This window comes from Chitinophaga sp. (assembly GCF_039596455.1).
Lineage (GTDB): Bacteria > Bacteroidota > Bacteroidia > Chitinophagales > Chitinophagaceae > Chitinophaga.
On sequence record NZ_JBCNJR010000004.1, the window covers coordinates 48,410 to 67,264 of the forward strand.

Here is an 18,855-nt window from a genome sequence, read left to right on the forward strand (position 1 = left end):
ATTTCCCCCTGATCTCAACGGCGGTTTGGCTAGATTTGATACCGGCACGGTGATGTATGTTCCACGGTATTATTCCACCAAAATCAATTGCCATGAAAAACTGTTTACGCATTGTTTTTTTCCTGTTCCTTTGTTCCACCGCCGCACAGGCACAAACCGATTTCACCCTCATCATGGACCGCGTGAAGGCAGACCTGCTGGCTTCCGCCCCTGCTGTGGCCACCCTCAACAGCGAGGTCACCACCAATATGGGCACCCTGCAGGCAGACGGCTCCTGGCCAGACATCAGCTATGCCTACAGCTCCACCACCTACACGGCAGACCTGCACCTGCGCCGCATCAAGAACTTTGCGCTGGCCTACAACCAGCCCACCGGGGCCCATTACCACAGCAGCGCCCTTTTCGCCGCCATTACCAGCAGCCTCAGCTATTGGGACACGGCAGACCCGCAGAGCTGGAACTGGTACCACAACCAGATATCCAACCCGCAAATGCTGGGAGAAGTGCTCATCCTGCTCTATAATACACCGCAACTGCTGCCCGCTACCCTGCGCAGCAACATCCTGGCCCAGATGGACCGGGGCAACCCTGCTTCCCAAACCGGCGCCAACAAAATGGACGTGGCCATGCATTTTATTTACCGCGCCTGCATCACGGCAGACAGTACCCTGATGCAAACCGGGGTTACCCAGTTCTTCATGCCCATTGCCCTCACCACACAGGAAGGCATCCAGTACGATCTCTCCTACCAGCAGCACGGCCCGCAACTGTACGTGTTCGGGTACGGGTCTGTATTTGTAGGGGGCGAAATCAAAATAGCCCATTACCTCCGCGGCACCTCCTGGGCCCTTTCCGGTACCCAGCTATCCCTGTTCAGCAACTTTGTGCGGAACGGTTACCTCTTGTCCATGCGGGGCAAGTACATAGACTTCAGCGTGAACGGGCGCAGCATCAGTCGCGTGAACAACCTCTCCCAGGCCGGTGTAAACAGCCAGTTGGGCAAGCTCAAAGACCTTGACCCCGCAAATGCCACCGCGTATGATGAAGCCAGGGCCCGCATCCAGGGTACGCAGCCGCCCTCCTACATGGTGAGCCCCGTACACCGCCACTTCTGGCATTCAGATTACACGGTACACCACCGGCCGGGGTATTTCTTCGGGCTGCGGAACGTATCTCCCCGCACTTCCAAATCGGAGAACGGCAACGGGGAAAACCTGAAGGGTTATTACCTGTCTGAAGGCGCTACCAACATCTACGTGAGCGGCAACGAATATTACAACATCCAGCCCGTGTGGAACTGGAGCCGCATACCGGGCACCACCGTGCCTTACATCACCACCTTCCCGCTGCGGCCGGCCTGGGGCGGCAACTATGGCACCGCGGCTTTCTCCGGCGGGGTGTCTGACTCCCTGCATGGCGCTACGGCCCTGGCCTTTAATGATTACAACACGCAAGCCCGCAAAGCCTGGTTCTTTTTTGACAACGAAGTGGTATGCCTCGGCGCGGGCATCAGCTCTACCGCTACACAGGCTATCAACACCACCGTCAACCAGTGCCTGCTCAGCGGCAACGTAACCGTATCTGCCGGCGGCAGCCAGAGCACCGTGCCCGCGGGTACTTACAGCTACAACAACAACCTGCAATGGGTGCAGCATAACGGCGTGGGATACTACTTTCCCGCGGGCGGCAATGTACAGCTCAGCACCGTTGCCCAAAGCGGCACGTGGAGCAGCATCAACAACGGCGGCACTACCACTACCCAAACCATGAACGTGTTCGGGCTGTGGTTTGACCATGGCACGCAGCCCACCGGCGGCAGCTATGCGTATTACGTGGTACCCGGGCAGAACATGGCCAGCTACGATACCACGGCCGTGCGCATCCGGCAAAATGACGCCGATATACAAGCCGTTCGCCATACCGGCCTCAACGTATGGCAGATAGTGTTCTATAAAGCCGGCACCTTCAGCAGGGATTCCGTAACCGTTACGGTAGACCGCGCCTGCGTGGTGATGCTCAAACAGGTAGGCAGCACCAGCGTGAAGGTATCCGTTGCAGATCCGGCGCAATCTTCCGCGCCGGTGAACATGCTGCTTACGCTGCCCAATATTCCCCAAACCCGCCAGCTCACTGCCAGCCTGCCCTCCGGCAACTACGCCGGCTCCAGCGCAGCCTTCACAGTGAACCTCTCCACACCGGTATATGTTCCGTCAGAAACCACCACGGCCATTGCAGATGCGTACGTGCGCAACGGCACGTCTTATGCCGGCGTCAACTACGGCACGGCCGGCTCGCTGGTGGTAAAAAAAGACAACCCCGGCTATGCCCGCGAAGTGTTCCTGCAATTTAATGTGGCAGACCTGCCGGATGGCGCCAATTCCGTGAAGCTGCGGCTGTACGTGAACTACGCCAATACCGGCGTGGCCACCGTACCCTGGATAGCGCAATATGTCAGTAATGACAGCTGGACGGAAACAGGCATCAACTGGAATAACATGCCCATGGCCACTTCCAATATAGACACCACCACCGGCCGCGCCGCGGGTAACTACGTGGAATGGGACGTAACGGATATAGCGCTGGCGCAACAGGCGGCAGACGGGGTATTGTCTCTCAAGATAGTATCTGACGCTACCGGCAGCACTACAGACGCTTCCTTCGCCTCCAGGGAAACGGGTACCGCAGCGCAGCGGCCCATGCTGGTGAGCACCGCCGGGGCGCTGCTGGCGGCTAAAATGCCGGCCATGAAGGGAAACGATGCCTCCGGGGTGAGGATCTACCCCAACCCCGCCGCGGGTTTCATCAGGGTGGAAACATCCGCGCCTTACCAGCGCGCGGAGTTAAGGGATGCCGCCGGCAAGGTGATCAGGGTGGAGATGCTGAACGGGCAGCAGCAGTTCCGGATAGACCTGGAGCGCGTGCAAAGCGGGGTGTACTTCCTGCAGCTGAACGGGGAGAAAGGCAATACCGTGAAAAAAGTGGTAAAACTGTAAAGAAGCGCTCATACCATCCATGCAACATGGAGCAGGCCTTCGGCAGAAGGCTTGCTCCTTTGCTTTTTAAACGGGGCGTTATTTACCGAAGCGCTCCGCAATATGTTTGTCCAGCCACTCCCGGTGGTCAGGGTGGGCAATGTTCATCAGCGCATGGGCCCGCTGCCGCAGGTTTTTCCCGAACAGGTCTGCCACGCCAAATTCAGTGACCACATAACGTACATGCGCCCGCGTAGTCACCACGCCCGCGCCTTCTTTCAGGAAGGGCACTATTTTGGACGCGCCGCTTTTGGTGGTGGAGGGCAGTGCAATAATAGGCTTGCCGCCATCGGACAGCGCGGCCCCGCGCATAAAATCCATCTGGCCGCCTACGCCTGAGTACTGGTAGGTGCCAATGGAGTCTGCGCACACCTGCCCGGTAATGTCTATCTCTATGGCGGAGTTGATGGCCACGGCCCTGGGGTTGGTGCGTATCACCTTGGTATCGTTCACATAGTCTATTTCCAGGAAGGCCACCATGGGGTTATCATCCACAAAGTCATACAGCTTGCGGGTACCAATGGCAAAGCCGGTCACTATTTTGCCGCGGTGCTTGGTTTTGTACTTGTTGGTGATGATGCCTTTTTCCACCAGGGGGATCACACCGTCCGAGAACATTTCCGTGTGGATGCCGAGGTCTTTATGATTGTGCAGGCAGGAAAGCACCGCGTCCGGAATAGCGCCGATGCCCATTTGCAGGGTGGAGCGGTCTTCTATCAGCTCCGCGCAGTAGCGGCCGATGGTCAGCGCCGTTTCCGTTACCTGTTTGGCGTAGCTTACTTCCGGCAGCGGCTGGTCTACCTGCACCAGCGCATCGATATTGCTGATGTGGATAATACCGTCTCCATGCGTGCGGGGCATGTGCGGGTTTACCTGGGCTATCACGTAACGGGCATGTTTGACGGCGGAGCGGGCAATATCTACAGAGGTGCCGAAGGTGCAATACCCATGTTTGTCAGGCGGAGAAACATGCACCAGCGCTACATCCAGCGGCAGCACGCCCCTTTCGAACAGCTGGTTGATCTCGCTGAGGAACACGGGCACATAGTCTCCATGCTGGCTGTTCACCACCGAGCGCACGTTCTGCGAAACGAACAGGGAGTTCATAAAAAAGCTGCGCCCGAAGTCAGGGTTGTTGAAAGCCCCGTCTCCCAGGGTGGTGATGCTCACCAGTTCCACATTCTTCAATTCGGGGCCGCGTTTGAAAAGGGCGCTCAACAGGGCCATCGGCGTAGCCGCGCTGCCATGTACAAACACACGCTGGCCGCTTTGGATAATTTTCACAGCTTCTTCCGCTGATTGGTAATGCATGGGCTCAATGATTTCTTTAAAAGATACGAATTATTGAAATTACCACCGCGGCGCATAGCAGCAACTGATCCCGGTCAATGGAGGCGCTAATTGACGGCATACCGGCAAAAAAAATGTGCATCAGGGCTGATGCACATTCAGTGAAATTTGTTTGTTGCATTAATAACACCTTACCGCACAAACCGCGGCCGGTACGTCTGCGGAGGGATGCTCCACTTCTATCACCAGCTTGTCTGTATGTACCGGCTCCGGCAGCTGCAGCCGGTTAAAGGCCTGGTAGTTGTTCTTTTTCTCAAAGAGGATATTGCCTGCCCCGTCTTTCACGCGGTAAGCCTGCACGCAGAAAGGCATCACGGTTTCAGGGTGCGTCATCAGCACAGACTCCATGGGGTGGTCATAGTCCGTATCAAAGAAAAGTTCTATAGCGCTGATCTTTTTCGCTTCTTTCCATTGCAGGGTGATGGCGGGATTGGGGTCGTTCCAGTCGGCCACCCATGCGTTAGGCTGCGTAGTAGGCCTTTCCACGCCATTGCGGATGTTCTCTGCTGAAAAAGCATGCAGGCCTTCCGGCAGCCTGAAATCCAGGTTATGCCCTTCCGGCCGGCGCTGGGGGCACCAGAACTCGAAGGCGTCCATACCAATATCTTCCGGCGGCGTTTGTTTACCGAAGTTGGACACGGCTTTGTTCACCGTGTTGAAAACAGACAGCAGGCCGGTTACCCGTTTATTGGTGAAATGCAGCTTTACCTCAGGGTTTTTGAAGAAGGTGACGAAGGCGTACCCGGCCTCTTTCATATCTGCGTCAAACTGCAATTGCAGGCAGTTGCGCCCCGGCTGGATGGCCAGCGTTTGCCGGGCCAGCGTTTCATCAGGCGTGTGGTTGCCGTTTTTGCTGCTCACGCGCAGTTCTACTTCCAGCGTTCCGGGCGCTTCCGCTTCCGCATGAAAGGCCATAACCGGTACTTTGCCGGCGGGCAGCGGTATCATTTGCGCAGTGGAAACACTTAGCGGCTTCAGCAGCGGCTGGCCGGGGAACTCTTTCAGCACCAGCTCGCTGCTGGCGGTGATGCTGGCGGTAGCGGTATGGTCAAGCGGGGACTGGTACAACAGCCCCGGTATATATTGCCCGGTTTGCAGCAGGCGTTGCTGCAGCTCTTTCGTATGCCCGTTGGTGATAATATCCGCAGGCAGGATGCTTTTTTCCTTGCAGATCACCGCGGCCATGGCCGCGGCCTGCGTTACGTGGGCCGAAGTGGCCATTACGCGGGTGGAGCCGTAGGCCACGTGAGATGCGCTGATGGTACGGCCTCCCAGTAACAGGTTACGGATGTTGCGGCTGTACAGGCTGCGGTAAGGGATCTGGTAAATGCCTTTGCTATGCCACTGGTTACAGCCGGGCTTTTCGCTGAACACGCCGTCAGCAGGGTGCAGGTCAATAGACCAGCCGCCGAAGGCTACGGCATCTTCATGCGTACGCTGCTCCACCACATCCTGCTGGCGCATCATATAGTCTCCTTCAAACCGGCGGCTCTCGCGTTTGCCGGGTATCATGCCCACCCACTCCAGCGTGAGATTTTCCGCTTCCGGGAACTCCCCGGAGTTTTTAATGTGGTCCCATACGCCGTATACCACCTTCCACAGCTCCCACTTGATGGTTTCCGTGTCATGCACGGTATCCAGCCGGCCGCCGTATTCTATCCACCACAGCTTGCAGCCGTATTCACGCGCGTTGAAGCTGCGGTAACGGGGCACTTTCGTAATGTCGTCCAGCGCAAAGGCGGGCGGGGTGAACTTTACGGGGCGGCCCGTGTCTTTGCTGTAAAAGTAAAGGCTGTGGCCCAGCAGCTCACCGTATTCCGCAGAGGGAGCAAACAGCTCTCCGAACTCTTCCCTCTTTTCCGCTCCCATCCTGAAAGCGGCGCCTGATAAAAAGCCTACCACACCGTCTCCTGAAGCATCAATGAACAGGGGGGCTTTGAGCAGGTACTCCGTCTGGTTCTGGCTGCAATAGGCGCGCAGCGCGCTGATCTCTTCATCGTTCTTCTTTTCCACCTCATACACCGTTGTGTTCAGCAGCAGGGTAATATTGGGCTCCTGCGTTACCTTGTCCAGCAGTATCATGTCAAATATCACGGGGTTGCCTTCGGGGTTGCGGTACGTATTTTCCACCAGTATCTCATCTACCAGCCCGCCTTCTCTTGCCCAGCGGTTATTGTTGCCCATGTGGGAAGTAGCGCCCAGTATCCACAGCCTTACTTCGCTGCTGGCGTTACCGCCTAACACGGAACGGTCTTGCACCAGCGCCACTTTGAGCCCCTGGCGCGCTGCGGTTATGGCGGCGCATACGCCTGAAAGGCCGCCTCCGGTGATCACCAGGTCAACAACAATGTTCTTTTCCGGGAAAGTACGGTACCCGGTTGCATCCTGCTTTATCATATTGCTCTTTTATATCGGTTTTAATTGCCTAAGGTTATCTTTTCACTCGTTACCACCCTGCCGTTTGTGCCAGTGAGCGAAAGCCAGCATTGCACGGGGTAAGCCTGCCGCAGCGGTACGGTAAACTCGAAGGGATAGGCCGCATCGGTCACCTGCCGCTCCTTCCCTGCCGCATCCGTATAATGCAGCCGCACGCTGCGCCAAATGTTATCATCATCTTCAAGGTACAGGAACAGCCTGCGGCCATATGCGCCCAGCTTGAACAGCAGGGCTTTGGCGTTGCCGGCCTTTATTTCGCCGTAGTCCTTCCCCTCGTCTTCCACACGGGCCAGTATTTGCTGCTGGAAGTGCACCTGCGGCACGGCGTTTTCTACCGCTACTACGGCAATGCCGTTAGCGGGCACGGTTACGCTGAAAACGTTACCTTTCAACGGCGCAGCCTTTACCGCGCCCTGGCCAGGAAGCAGCTTATGGCTTTTGCCTGCGGCCCCGTTCAGCAACGTAATCCTGCTGCCTGCCGTAGTTTTCACCAGCGCGGGGTTCAGTGTAACCGTACTGGTTACCGGGGCAGCGCTTTGATTGGTAAACGCCAGCAACAGCCGGTTGCCTTTGCGGGCCGCTATGTAATTCAGCTCCGCGCTGCCGGTAGCCAGCAGGCGCGCAGGCATCCACAGCTGCACGTCTTTTACGCCGTACATGGTACCGGGGCGGCTGCCGTACATGTAGTTCTGCAGGTAGGCATAGCCTTCCATGTATTCTGCCGGGAAACTGATCTGCCCGCGGCTGCGCACAACCGCGTCTGTTACGAGGTAGTCTATCAGCATAGAGGCCATGGGCAGAATGTGGTTGTAGTGGAAAGAGTTCACGCTCTGCTCCTTGTGGGCATGCAGCGGGAAATCTGCCTTCTCGTATGCGGTGGTCCTTTCCGTATTGATATGATAACCGGGAAAGTTGCGGTAGCGGCCTATTACCGCCGCTTTGGCCACGTTCAGCAAAAAGGTGTCTTTGGCATAGTAGCCGATGCGCAGCATCCAGGGCGCAAAGTTGGTCATGAAAATACCGCGGTGGCCGGTGGAGGTGCCCGAAGACTCCGGCGTGAGCCCTGTTTCAGACAAGCGCCAGGCCGGCGCCTTTTCTTCCGGGTAATACATCTGCGCATGGCCTTTGGAGCGCAGGTACCAGTACATGGGCGCCTTGCCGCCTTTGTTGACGGTAACCATGCTGTCCGGTATGGCGGGGGCCATCCAGGTGAACATGGTATACTGGCGCGCACCCTGTACGGCGGCGTTGAGGTAAGCCGTATCTCCAGTAATTTCGTATAGCTGAGACAGTTCTATCCAGCGGTTGGTGAATGCCGGCCAGAAAAAGAAGCTGCCTGCAAAAGGATCATTAAAAGCGGTTTGCGGCTGGTGTACACGCCGGGCCAGGTATTCATTGGCCATCTTGCGCGCCGCGGCCAGATACGCTGTATCTCCCGTAGCCTTGTACAGGTGCATGGCATTGATCCAGTTATTGCCTTTCTCTTTTACGTCGAGGTTGCGAACACGGTTACCCCGGTACTCCCGCTCCATCATCTGCAGGTAAAAACGGTTTGTTCTGCCAAATACATTATATAGCGCAGCCAGCTCAGACAAGGGCGCCACGGGGCCTTTCAGCTTGCGGGAGGGGCTCTGTATCTTCTGCAGGCTGTCCAGGCTGAAAAGGAACTTCTCCCGGCTGAGCATGAACTCCGCCAGCGGGTAAGCGCGCTTTTCGAACATCACGGAATCGTCCCGCACCAGCGCCAGCTCCAGCGGGTTGAGGCTGGATACGTTCTTCACCGCGCCGGGCACGTCTGTAGAATAGGCAAAACCTTTCAGGCTGTCTATAAACCAGGCGTAATCCGTCATGGCATACGCCGTCATATTGTCCAGCACGGTATTGAGCGAAGCAATATCGTTGCGGCGGTAGTTGCGGAAGCCGAATATCTTTTCCGCAATATGCTGATAGGTATGGGTAATATCCTGCGGCTCCGTAACCAGCTGCAGGGAAAAATCAAATACATCTCCCTGCTTCATCTGCGAACCGTAGCCGCCTGGTATGGGCGCGTACAGCTGCGGCTGCACCTGCCCGCGTTCATTCACCAGGGCTATGCCGAACTGGCTGTTGGGCAGCATGGGCAGCGGCTGGAACGGCAGGTGCTGCGGGGAGGCCAGCACGCCAAGGGTATTGCGCCCGTCGTTCACCATGGTAGTGGGCAATGGCGCCATAAAGGCGGGCGTGAGGTATGCCGCGTCAGGCACCCGCTTCTCTTGCCAGATGAGGGGCTGCCAGATGGCCGCGGCCTGCGCAACGGGGAAGGCCGGCGCACCGGTGTAACCTATGCTGTAAAAGCCCGGCCTGGGAGCTTTGAAGCGGAAATGCAGTACGGGGTATGGTTTGGCACCGGCCAGCACATAAGCGCTCAATGAAAAACCGGCTGTTGCGGGAAAAGAAAAGAACACCGTGTCTTTATGCTGCCGGTAACCCTCGGCCTGCAGCGTTATGCTTTCCCCGGCCTGGTGGATGTTAGCCGTACGCCAGTCACTTTTAGCGCGCAGGATACGGTCGTCAAACCCGTCTCCCGCCATGGAAGCGTTTATTTTCTTCTGCACAAAATCCGCCTTGCTGCTGTCTTTCACTTTCCATGTGAGCACGTTGTACTCTACCTTTTTGATGCCGGCGGGTTTCAGCGCCATGCCGGGGTCTGTGGCATTGTATAATATCCTGAAAACGGGCGCAAAGCTGTACGTATGCCCGGCTGACGTGACCTGTATCCCTTCCCTGCCGGATGACACCTGCGCCTGCACTCCGGCGGCGAGCAACAAAAGACAGGCTGTCATACGTGGAGATGCGTTTTTCATAAAGTGCGTTTGCTACTATCAGTCAAATTTAATGCGGCACAGCACGTGCTGTGATACACTTTGTATCAAAAATCAGCTGGGAACATTCCCAATTCATGGGAGCATTCCCAAGTTATTCTCACTGCTTTCCGTTAAACACCGGCGTTCCTCTTACAAGAATGCGCCCCAGGTACAATACGCCCTGGTTATACTTTTCCGGATGCTGACGGATATCCTCCTGCTGGTTTGGCCCCAGTATGGCGGCTTTATCCGCCTTTTGGGACGAGAGCCGGATGGTGACCGTATACTTACCCTCCGGCAGCGTGAAAAACTGGTGCTGTCCGCGGTAGCGGTTGTTGCAATAACTGTTGAAGCGGTTAACGGGCATGCTGTCTCCCTCCACCAGCCGGTACACTTGCGTGCCCTGCACCAGCGGCGGCTGCACCTGCATGGTTTTCCCGTTGACCGTGATGGTGATCTGGCCGGCTTCGGGGCCGCCTACGTCAAAAATGCCGAAGCCGCTGCCCGTAAAGCGGAAGGTGCAGGAGGCGCCGGGCGCCGCGGCCTTTTCTATTTCCGGGAACCAGGGCGCAAACTGCGGCAGGGTAACCTGCTCCCAACGGCCGCCGAAGGTGGCAATGCTGCGCGGGGCATACATGCCGGCAGACTCCCAGTTGTCAGGGAACAGCGGTGTGGGCAGCGCTCTGTTAGTTGCGCCTCTGCGAGCACTCGCGTTCTTTACTCCAGCTACACTTTCCGCCTGCTTCCGCATTTTCTCCAGCCCCCTTGCAATAGCTGCCGCGTACACATTGCCTCCGGCCGTTAACGGATGAACACCGTCCCTGGAAAAGAGAATGTGGCCCACCGTATCTCCCGCTTCACCTTTCCACAACAGGCGGCCCTGCTGCTCCAGCGCTGCGGCTTCCATGCCTAAATGGATGGAGGGCACGCCATAATGCGCGGCTACTTTTTCGAGACCTTGAATATTTTCCGGCACCTGGCCGGCAACGTATATTTTTGTTTGCGGCCCGGTGATGGTATAGATCAGGCAAACTTCCGCCCCGCTCTTTATCACCTGCCGTATAATACCTTCCATACCCGGCGCATAAGCCCCGTTTACGGCAAACTCCACAAACACCAGGTCTGGCCCATGCTGCAGCAATTGCTCCCGTACACGGCTGGCGCCCAGGTCTGTGCCCGTGCCGGATACGCCGGCATTCAGCGCCTTGATATCTGCTGCCGGGAACATAGCCTGCAGGTAACGCAAGGTTTGCGGGCGGTACCCCCAGTTGCCCTGAGTGATGCTGCCGCCGATGAAGCCCACCAGCAACGGCTTTCCTGCAGCCGCCTTTTTAAAGAAAGCGGGCAGGCCGTTGCGCGGCGTACATTCCTGCGCGTTATAAAAAGTGCCGGGCGTTACCAGCGGCGTGCCGGCGCCAGGCTGAAAGTACAGCGGAGAAGCGCCCGCCTGGGACGCGGCGATCAGGTCGTTTTGCGCGGAGGCCTTGCCTGCCGCCATCAACAATACCAGGCTGCTCATGATCCATTTATTGCTCATAAAATCATGTTTCTTTCAAACGTGCGGCCGTCTTTTGTTCTGACCACTACTTTCACGTTGGCTTCCTCATCGAAAGGCAAGGGGTGAAAAGACCATTCAAAAGGATAGGCCGTTATTGTTTCTTCTTTATGGTTCATTGTTACGGTGACTGTAGTGCCTTCAGACAGGGTGGATTCCAGGTAGCCGTACACCGCGTCCCAGCCAAAGGGCGAGCGGATGCGGAACAAGGTGCATTTGCCGATGCCGGGGCCTAAGTTCACCTCCTGCATGCCGTTTTTCAGCGGCGGTATTTTTGCAGCGGGGCGTTTGCCGGCAAGGGGGAAAGACAAGGCGGCAAAACCTTTGGCGCCCACTTCCACGGTAAGGGTGCGGCCGTTCATGGCTGCTGCCACAGGCGCAGCGTTGCTTTTCGGCGCACCAGTAGCGAACGGTGCTGCCTTGTTCTTTCCCGCGGCGCCAGCTCCGGCATCTTCATACAGCAATGCAGCCGCATGATCTTTCACCGGCACTTCCTCTCCCAACGTAATATTGCAGGAAACAGGCGTGTTCTCCTCTCCTGCCAGCAGCACCCAGAAACGTTTGTCTGAAATGGCCGTGATGTAGTTCACGCCGGGGCTGTTGATGCTGACAAGGCCGCGCTTCAGCCAGAGGCTGACGCCTTCATCGTCCATCACCTTGCCTTTGCCTGCACCGAAAATGCGATTGTTGAACCATACAAAACCATCCTGCTTCACATAGGGAAAATTCACCTTGCCGCCGCTCCGCTGCATCACTTCCGTTACCAGGTAATCCATGGTAAAAGCGAGGTGCGGCGGTATATGATGATAGTAGATGGAACTCACGTCTGGCCCCTTGTACGGGAAATCAGGCTGCATGGTGATGTCTGTAAAACCGGTAGCGTAATAACCGGGATAGTTGGTGAACCGGCCTATGACCGCGTTGCGGGCATAGGTCTCGAATATCTTGCGGGGATTGGCGGCATACAGCCGCAGCAGGTGCGGCGCCCAGTTGCTCATGAACACGTGGCGCACCAGCTTGCCGGGGTCGAAGAAAGTAAAAGGCTGCTCAAAGCCCAGTCCCACGGGAGATACCAGCCATTCCGGCACCTGTTTCTCCTGCACGTCTCCGGCGCGGCGGGGAAAACCGAGGCGGTATTTCTCTCCGCCTTTCCACCACATGGTGGTATTGCCTTCGTACTGGCCGCGGGGATGAATGGTCTGCGGGGTGTCTTTCACGGCGGGGTAGCTGCGCACGCCGGCCAGCGTATGGAAGGCGGCCGCCTGCGCGGCCTGCAGGTACTGCTGGTTGCCGGTGGCATCAAAGAGGTCTGTCAGGTCCCACCAGTAAGCGTAAAACGATGTATTGTAAAAAGGCTGCTTGCTGAGGGGCGTGGTTTTGGTACCATACACCTCCTGTTGGATGAATGCGTCCGCATGTTTAACCGCCGCGTCCAGCCAGGAGCGCTGCCCGGTGAGGCGGTAAGCGGCCAGCTCCTGCGTCCATTCCGGGATGACCACGGAGTAACCTTTTGCATCACGCACTTTATTATCAGGCAGGGCTATTTTTTTCAGCCAGGGGTTGGCTTCTCCCAGCAGGCGGTGCAGGCCTTCAAAATAGGCCGTGGTAAACTGTGAACCATAAGGGCTGAGTGTGCCCGCCTTTTTGCTCATGCCCCGCTGTGCCCAGCGGAAGCCGCTGCGGGAAAGGGTATATTCAATAGCTGGCAGGGCGCGGCTGGTATAAAACGCTTCATCACGCGCCAGCATGGCGGTGGCAATAACGGCCAGGGGGGCAGACTGTACCACGGTAGGCGCTGCTTTAGGATCTCCTTCAATATCGTAATACCCTTTCATGGCAGGCGCCCAGCCGGCCGCTTCTTCGTTGCGCAGCAGGTCTGCAATGTTAAACATGGTTTCCGTCAACGAAAGCTGCTGCCGGCGGTAATCCCTGACGGCGTAAATGCTGTCTGAAATATATTCCAGCGCATCATTCCAGCCGGAAGGCAATGCGCCTATCATAAAGCTGCGCTGCAGCGTCTGGCCTGCTTTGAGCTGTGCGTCTTTCAAACCCGGTACGGGTGAAAACGCTACCGGCTGCACCTGGTTCTTTTCGTTCCTGATACCGAAGCCCATCACGGATGAAGTAGACATAGCCCAATCCAGCGGGAAACCGTCTTGCGTACCGGTAATAAAAGTGGTGATACCGTTTTCTTTCAGCTCTACCATGGCCAGCGGTTGCGGCATCATGGCGGAAGGCAATATCAGCGGCTGCTCCGGGATGCGCTGGTACTGGAACATGGGCGGCAGCTGCACATTGGACACCTTGCCTTGTTCCGCACCCTGGAAAGCCAGCACGGCCAGGCTGTAAAAAGCGTTCTCCGGGGCCTTGTATTGCAGGTTGAGCCGGAGGTGGCGCTGGCCCGGCAACAATTCCCAGCGGCCTGTGATGGTATCTCCCCGCTCCGACCGGTACACCACCTGCAAATGCTGCCCGTCAGCCGCTTTGGCGGCTACCGGTACAAATGCCGTCAGCTGCCCGGAGAGGAACGGGTTACGCAGGTTGTCAGGCTCCATAATGGTGTACGTTTTGCCTTTGCAGGTAAAAGTGCTGAAGCCGCGCGAGCCGTTCCAGCCGGGGAAAAAGCCGCCGAAGGTGATCTGCGGGTCTTCCCCGCTCAGCAGCAATATCCTGTTCTCTTCCATGCCGCCGCTGAAATATTCCCACTTCCCGTTGCGGCGTACGGCGGTGCGGGCCATGAGCCTTTCTCCCTGCAGCAGCTCCAGCCGGAGGTGCTCGTTCTCCAGCGTGGCCACCGGTTTGGCGCCTGCGCTGATGGCGGCTATGGCCGTGGAGGGCTGCTGTGCGGGCGTGGGCTGAATGGCAACATGATCTGTTTTATATTTCACAGGGTCTGCCTTGGCAGGGTCTATATTTTCCGCGGTGAAGAAAAGCGCGTCTACACGGGCAAAATTGCCGCGGGAGTCACGCAGCTGTATCACGTTCTCCCCGCTTTCCAGCTTCACGGTACCGGCTTGCTCCCAGTAGTAACCGTCTTTACCGTGGGCGCCTGATTCTTTCTGCAGCGGCACATCGTTCACCAATACCCTGAAAAGCCTTGTGCCGGGCCTGTTATCGGGATAGTCAACGGTGCGCGCCCAGACGGTGTATTCACCTGGCGCTTTGACATTGATCACGGTAAGGGCATCGGCCGCTTTCACTTTCCCAGACAGCACACGTAATATCTGGTGGCCGGAAACAGTTACCCCCGGCGGCCTTTCTGCTATCCAGCCGCCCCGGATGCGGAAATCTTCCGCTTCAATAAAATAGGACTTTTGTGCCTGCACGGACAGAAAGCCTGTACACCACACCAAACATATCAGCAGCGCTCTCATGCGTTAACGGTAGTTTATATCGATGACCTGTATGCCGTAAGGCGGTATCTCCACCCGGAAGGCGGTACCCGCATTGGCAGGCGTTACCGGTATGGCAGCGTAATTGGCCTGCATGGTGGTACGCAGCGGGGCGTCATCGTTATTCAGGAGTATAAAAAACAGTTTCTTCTTTTCGCGGTTAATAGCGCAGTAATAGTCGAGGTACGGGCTGGTGGTATGGATCAGGCCCTGCCGCAGCAGCAGCTCCGCGGGCGTTCCGTTCACCATGCCGGGCGCAAAGCCGTAAGACTGGTGGGGCCCTACCTTCGGCGTTATAAACCCGCGGGGGAACTTCACCTTGCCGCCGGAGCGCAGCTCCGCTTCCGCCAGCAGGTAATCCGTGATCCAGCCTATCTGCCACCAGGCATGATGCGGGTACGGGCCGGCGCCTTTGTTCATCACATCCCAATAATAAGAAGCTACGCCGGTGGCGGGATCAACAAATGCATCCCTCCCCAACGCCGCGGCACGCGCCATGTTCAGGAACAGGGAGTCTCTGGTGAGCGTGAACATGCGCACAAACATGCCCGCATGGCTGGCCAGCAGGATGGGGCCGCGGTAGTTGGCGCTGCCAAAGGTGCCGCCGTGCTCAAAGCTCAATCCGGCCTGGCTGATCTCCCAGTCTTTCCGTTCCACGCCGTTCACTTTTTTCACCGTATTGGAAGGAACAGGATGGGTGTACACGGAGGTGGTGTACAGCTGCGCCGCTTTCACCGCCGCCGTGCGGTAGCGTTGCAGGCCGGTTACTTCATACAGCTCCAGCAGCGCCTGCACGCTTTGGCCCGTAGCAAAGTCAGGCACAAAACGGGTATCTCCGCAAACGCCCAGGAAACGGCCTTTGTCAACCGCGTTGCGGACGTACCAGTCTGCCCCCTTTTTAGCGGCCTCCAGGTACTGCGGGCGTTTTAATATTTTGTAAGCGATCAGCAGCCCGTAAAAGGTGGGCCGCAGGTCTTCCACTTCGGTAAACATGGGCGCCCTGGTAGCATGGTCATACGCCACCTGCCACTTGCCATCCTTCCCCATCCAGGCCAGCAGGCGGTCTGCCGCATGGGTCAGCACACGTTTCATGGCCGTATCTGCGGGGTTGAAGAGCAAGATGTTGCCCGCGTCCATCAGCATATAATAAGTGGTGGCAACGGGCTCAACGTAAGGGCCCCACTCTTCGGTGAAACGTTTGCTTTTGGAAAGGTAATATTGCCCTGCCGCCGCGCCGTTGAAAAAGCCGGGCGCGGTTACCTGCTGCTGCAATTTGAAATTGCGGGCATAGGGCAGGCGGGTTTGCTGCAGCACGTCATCATTCATAATGCCGGCCAGCATCCACATGGCGCCATAGTCGGAATTTTTCATGGCGTCTTTCTCCGAGCCGTACACGCCACCCAGGTAGGCCTGCGCGCCTATTTTCATGCCGTTGAAGTCTTCAGTGCGCCAGAGGGAAGTAGAATCATTGGTCACATAGCGGTGCATGGCCAGTATGCGGTCTGTCAGCGAGCGGGCCGTGCTTTTCAACGGCAGGAAGTCGGCAAAGCGGTAAATGTCGTTAATGGCATGCTGGTACACACTGTACCAGTCTGCATGCTGCAGGGTGTAACGGAAAGAGAACTCCACCGTTTCCCCCTGCTTCAGCGCGGAACCCTGCTGCCCCAATACCGGGCGGTACAGCGTGGGCGTCAGTTCTCCTTTCCTGTTCATCAGGGAAAGGCCCAGCTTCCACACGGTTTGCGTTTTCACGCTATCTTCCCAGGGGTCTCTCGTCGTGCCGGGCTGCGGTATAACGGCCAGGGTTACACGGTTTTTGCCCTGTATGAACGGAGACAGCGTAGACGCCGCCCGGTCACGCACCAGGATGGGTTTATCAGGAATGCCCTGCATGTACACTGCTGCTTTTATAAAATCCTTTTCTATGGCGTTGCTCTGGAAATAACCGGGAATGCCGGCCCAGGTGAAGCCGTTACTGGCAAACGTAGCCAGCGTGGGAGTAGCCATGGAAAAATACCCGTCTGTTTTTGCCTTCAGCGTAACCGATACCGTTACATCCGCCGGGTAGGCCGGGTCTATGGCCCAGGTGGCGGTAACGGTTGCGCGGTTGTTCTCGGCGGTAAATACCTGTGCCCGCCCTTGCCCGCCGGTAGCGGCGGAGGGATAAAAGTGCAGCGCCTCCCCGGCAATGTTCAGCTGCACGGGGCTGGTCAGCTCTTTCCAGAGCGGTATAATGTAACGGTAAATACTTTCCGGGAAGTTGATCTTTGCTCCCTTTGCATTGTATACCGGCGCAGGCTCCCGGGAGGGCTGCGTGGCGGAATACAGGAGGGTGTATTCTCCACTGGGGCTGGCCTGGCTGGCCCAGCCGGCGCCCTGTTTTACAGACAATTGCTTCAGCTCGTAGCCCTTCGCCGTTTTCTCCCATTGCAGCCGCAGGGCGCTGCTTTCCAGCCTGACCCGGCTCTGCGCGGCGGCGGCCAGGTGCAGCAGGCTGCACAGGAGTGTTGGAATGATATATCTCTTCAGTTGCATGATGTCATTTTCTTTAGGTTCAACCATGCAGGCCCGCTCCTCTCCTGGCCGCCCGCAAGGGGATCAGCGCCAGCAAAAGAATGGCGGTGGCAATAACTGCCACCAGCGTAGCGCTGCCGGCCGCGAAGAAACACAGTACGTACAGCAGCACGGCAATAAAGGCCAGGGAAAAGGCAATCACCTTCAACCCGAAAACGTTCTGCTGCTGTATGGCCAGCGCTTCTTCCGGGTCAGGCGCCCGGTGCATGATTTTCCGTTCCGCCCTTACCTGCTGCAATTGCAGGTATTCTTCGCTCACCTTGTTCGTCATCCGGGCATACACTTCATACGCCAGCAGCAACAGGAAAGGCAAACCTACGCCTACCAGCATTTCATCTGCGCGGTTCAGCCGGATGTTGGAGGTAAAGGGCAGTATGATCTTGAACAGCAGGTTGGCGCCCAGGCTGATAACGGTGATGTACAGGGTGGCACGCCCGTTAAGCCGTCTGGAAAACAGCGCCCAGATGGGCGGCGCCAGCAAAGGCCCGCCGGTAATGGCCCCGATGCTCAGGGTAAACTCCACAATGCCGCCAATGTAGGGCACTATGAGGGCAATGCCGATCATGCCCAGCCCAATGATCCAGGAAGACAGTCGGGCTACCAGCATCAGCTTTTTGTCTGAAGCGGCGGGGTTGATGCGGCCTTTGTAAATATCGTTGGTAAACACGGCAGACACCACGTTCAGCGCCGTGTTGGCGGAAGCTGAGGTGGAGAAGTACATGCCGGTGAGGATGAGCCCCATCAGCCCTGCCGGCAGTACGTGCTTGCACACCATGAGGTACGCGTTTTCCGCGTCGAGCCCCTGCAGGGAAGGATTGATGAGCTTGTACAGCATGGGCGGCAGCATCCACAACACCGGGCTCACAATGTACAGCGCCGCAAACAGGTAAGCTACCTTGGAGGCTGATTTGGGTTTATCAACACTGGTATAGCGCTGTACAAACGTCCAGTTGCCGCCAATGTAAAAAACATGGTACAGCGCAAAGGCGAAAATAAAGCCCCAGGTATATTCCCCGTTCACCACGCTGAAAAAACCTTCCGGTGAAAAATGCAGGAACTGCTGCAGCCCTCCCGCCGCATCAAAGGCCAGCGGGATAATGATGAGCACAGCCGCCGTGAGTATCACAAACTGCAGAATATCCGTTACCATTACGGCCCAGAGGCCGCCCACCGCGGTGTAGGCTATCATGAACAACCCCAGCACCACAGTGCTGGGCATCAGCGGAAAACCCAGCGAGGAGCTTACCAGCCGCGCTACGGAATACAGCACGGAGCCCTTGATGAGCAGTGATACGAGCATGAAGATGTAAATGTAGGATTGCTGTACGCCGGCGCCCAGCCGCTCCCGGATGAACTCCGCCGCGGTGAGGTTGCCGGTGGCCTTCCATTTGGGCGCAATGTACAGGCCTGTTACCAGGCCGCCGATGCACATCGTCCACTGAATAGTAACGGCCACCCAGCCGTATTTATAGGCAATAGAGCCCCATGCCACAAAAGTACCGGCGGAAAAGAAGCTCATAAAAAGAGACAACCCGCCAATGAACCAGGGCACAGCCTCTCCCGCCGCAAAGAACGATTTCAGGTTCCTTCCCGTTCTCGAGAACGAAAAGCCCACCAGCATGATAAATACAGAAAATACAACTATTACCGACGTGTCAATCGCTACATTCATG

8 protein-coding genes are annotated in these 18,855 nt (G+C 57.1%); 1 reads left to right on the forward strand and 7 read right to left on the reverse strand.

Annotated features, from left to right (window positions below):
- Nucleotides 1–92: 92 nt before the first annotated feature.
- Complete coding sequence (locus ABDW36_RS15125) at nucleotides 93–2,993, forward strand: polysaccharide lyase family 8 super-sandwich domain-containing protein (RefSeq protein WP_343702756.1); 2,901 nt, start codon at nucleotides 93–95, stop codon at nucleotides 2,991–2,993.
- 78 nt (nucleotides 2,994–3,071) lie between these two features.
- Here the strand turns inward: ABDW36_RS15125 and ABDW36_RS15130 are convergent, their stop codons facing one another.
- From ABDW36_RS15130 to ABDW36_RS15160, 7 genes are all read right to left on the reverse strand, one after another.
- Entirely contained in the window at nucleotides 3,072–4,343 is a 1,272-nt protein-coding gene (locus ABDW36_RS15130; protein WP_343702757.1) for an acetyl-CoA hydrolase/transferase C-terminal domain-containing protein, read from the reverse strand.
- A gap of 159 nt (nucleotides 4,344–4,502) precedes the next feature.
- Nucleotides 4,503–6,779 carry an FAD-dependent oxidoreductase gene (locus ABDW36_RS15135; protein ID WP_343702758.1) on the reverse strand — a complete coding sequence of 759 codons (2,277 nt, stop codon included), beginning with the start codon at nucleotides 6,777–6,779 and terminating at the stop codon, nucleotides 4,503–4,505.
- A 20-nt stretch (nucleotides 6,780–6,799) separates the two neighbouring features.
- Nucleotides 6,800–9,640, reverse strand: coding sequence for a hypothetical protein (locus ABDW36_RS15140; protein WP_343702759.1), 2,841 nt, complete (start codon nucleotides 9,638–9,640; stop codon nucleotides 6,800–6,802).
- A gap of 139 nt (nucleotides 9,641–9,779) precedes the next feature.
- Entirely contained in the window at nucleotides 9,780–11,198 is a 1,419-nt protein-coding gene (locus tag ABDW36_RS15145; protein WP_343702760.1) for an SGNH/GDSL hydrolase family protein, read from the reverse strand.
- The gene (locus tag ABDW36_RS15150; protein ID WP_343702761.1) at nucleotides 11,195–14,590 is read right to left on the reverse strand and encodes a hypothetical protein; all 3,396 of its coding nucleotides are present in this window, start codon (nucleotides 14,588–14,590) and stop codon (nucleotides 11,195–11,197) included. The genes ABDW36_RS15145 and ABDW36_RS15150 overlap by 4 nt, the downstream gene beginning before the upstream one ends.
- 3 nt (nucleotides 14,591–14,593) lie before the next feature.
- On the reverse strand, nucleotides 14,594–17,143 hold the full coding sequence (locus tag ABDW36_RS15155; protein WP_343702762.1) for a glycerophosphoryl diester phosphodiesterase: 2,550 nt from the start codon (nucleotides 17,141–17,143) through the stop codon (nucleotides 14,594–14,596).
- Between the two features lie 19 nt (nucleotides 17,144–17,162).
- A complete protein-coding gene (locus tag ABDW36_RS15160) occupies nucleotides 17,163–18,854 on the reverse strand; it encodes a sodium:solute symporter family protein (protein WP_343702763.1) in 1,692 nt (563 codons plus the stop codon).
- Nucleotide 18,855: the final 1 nt, after the last annotated feature.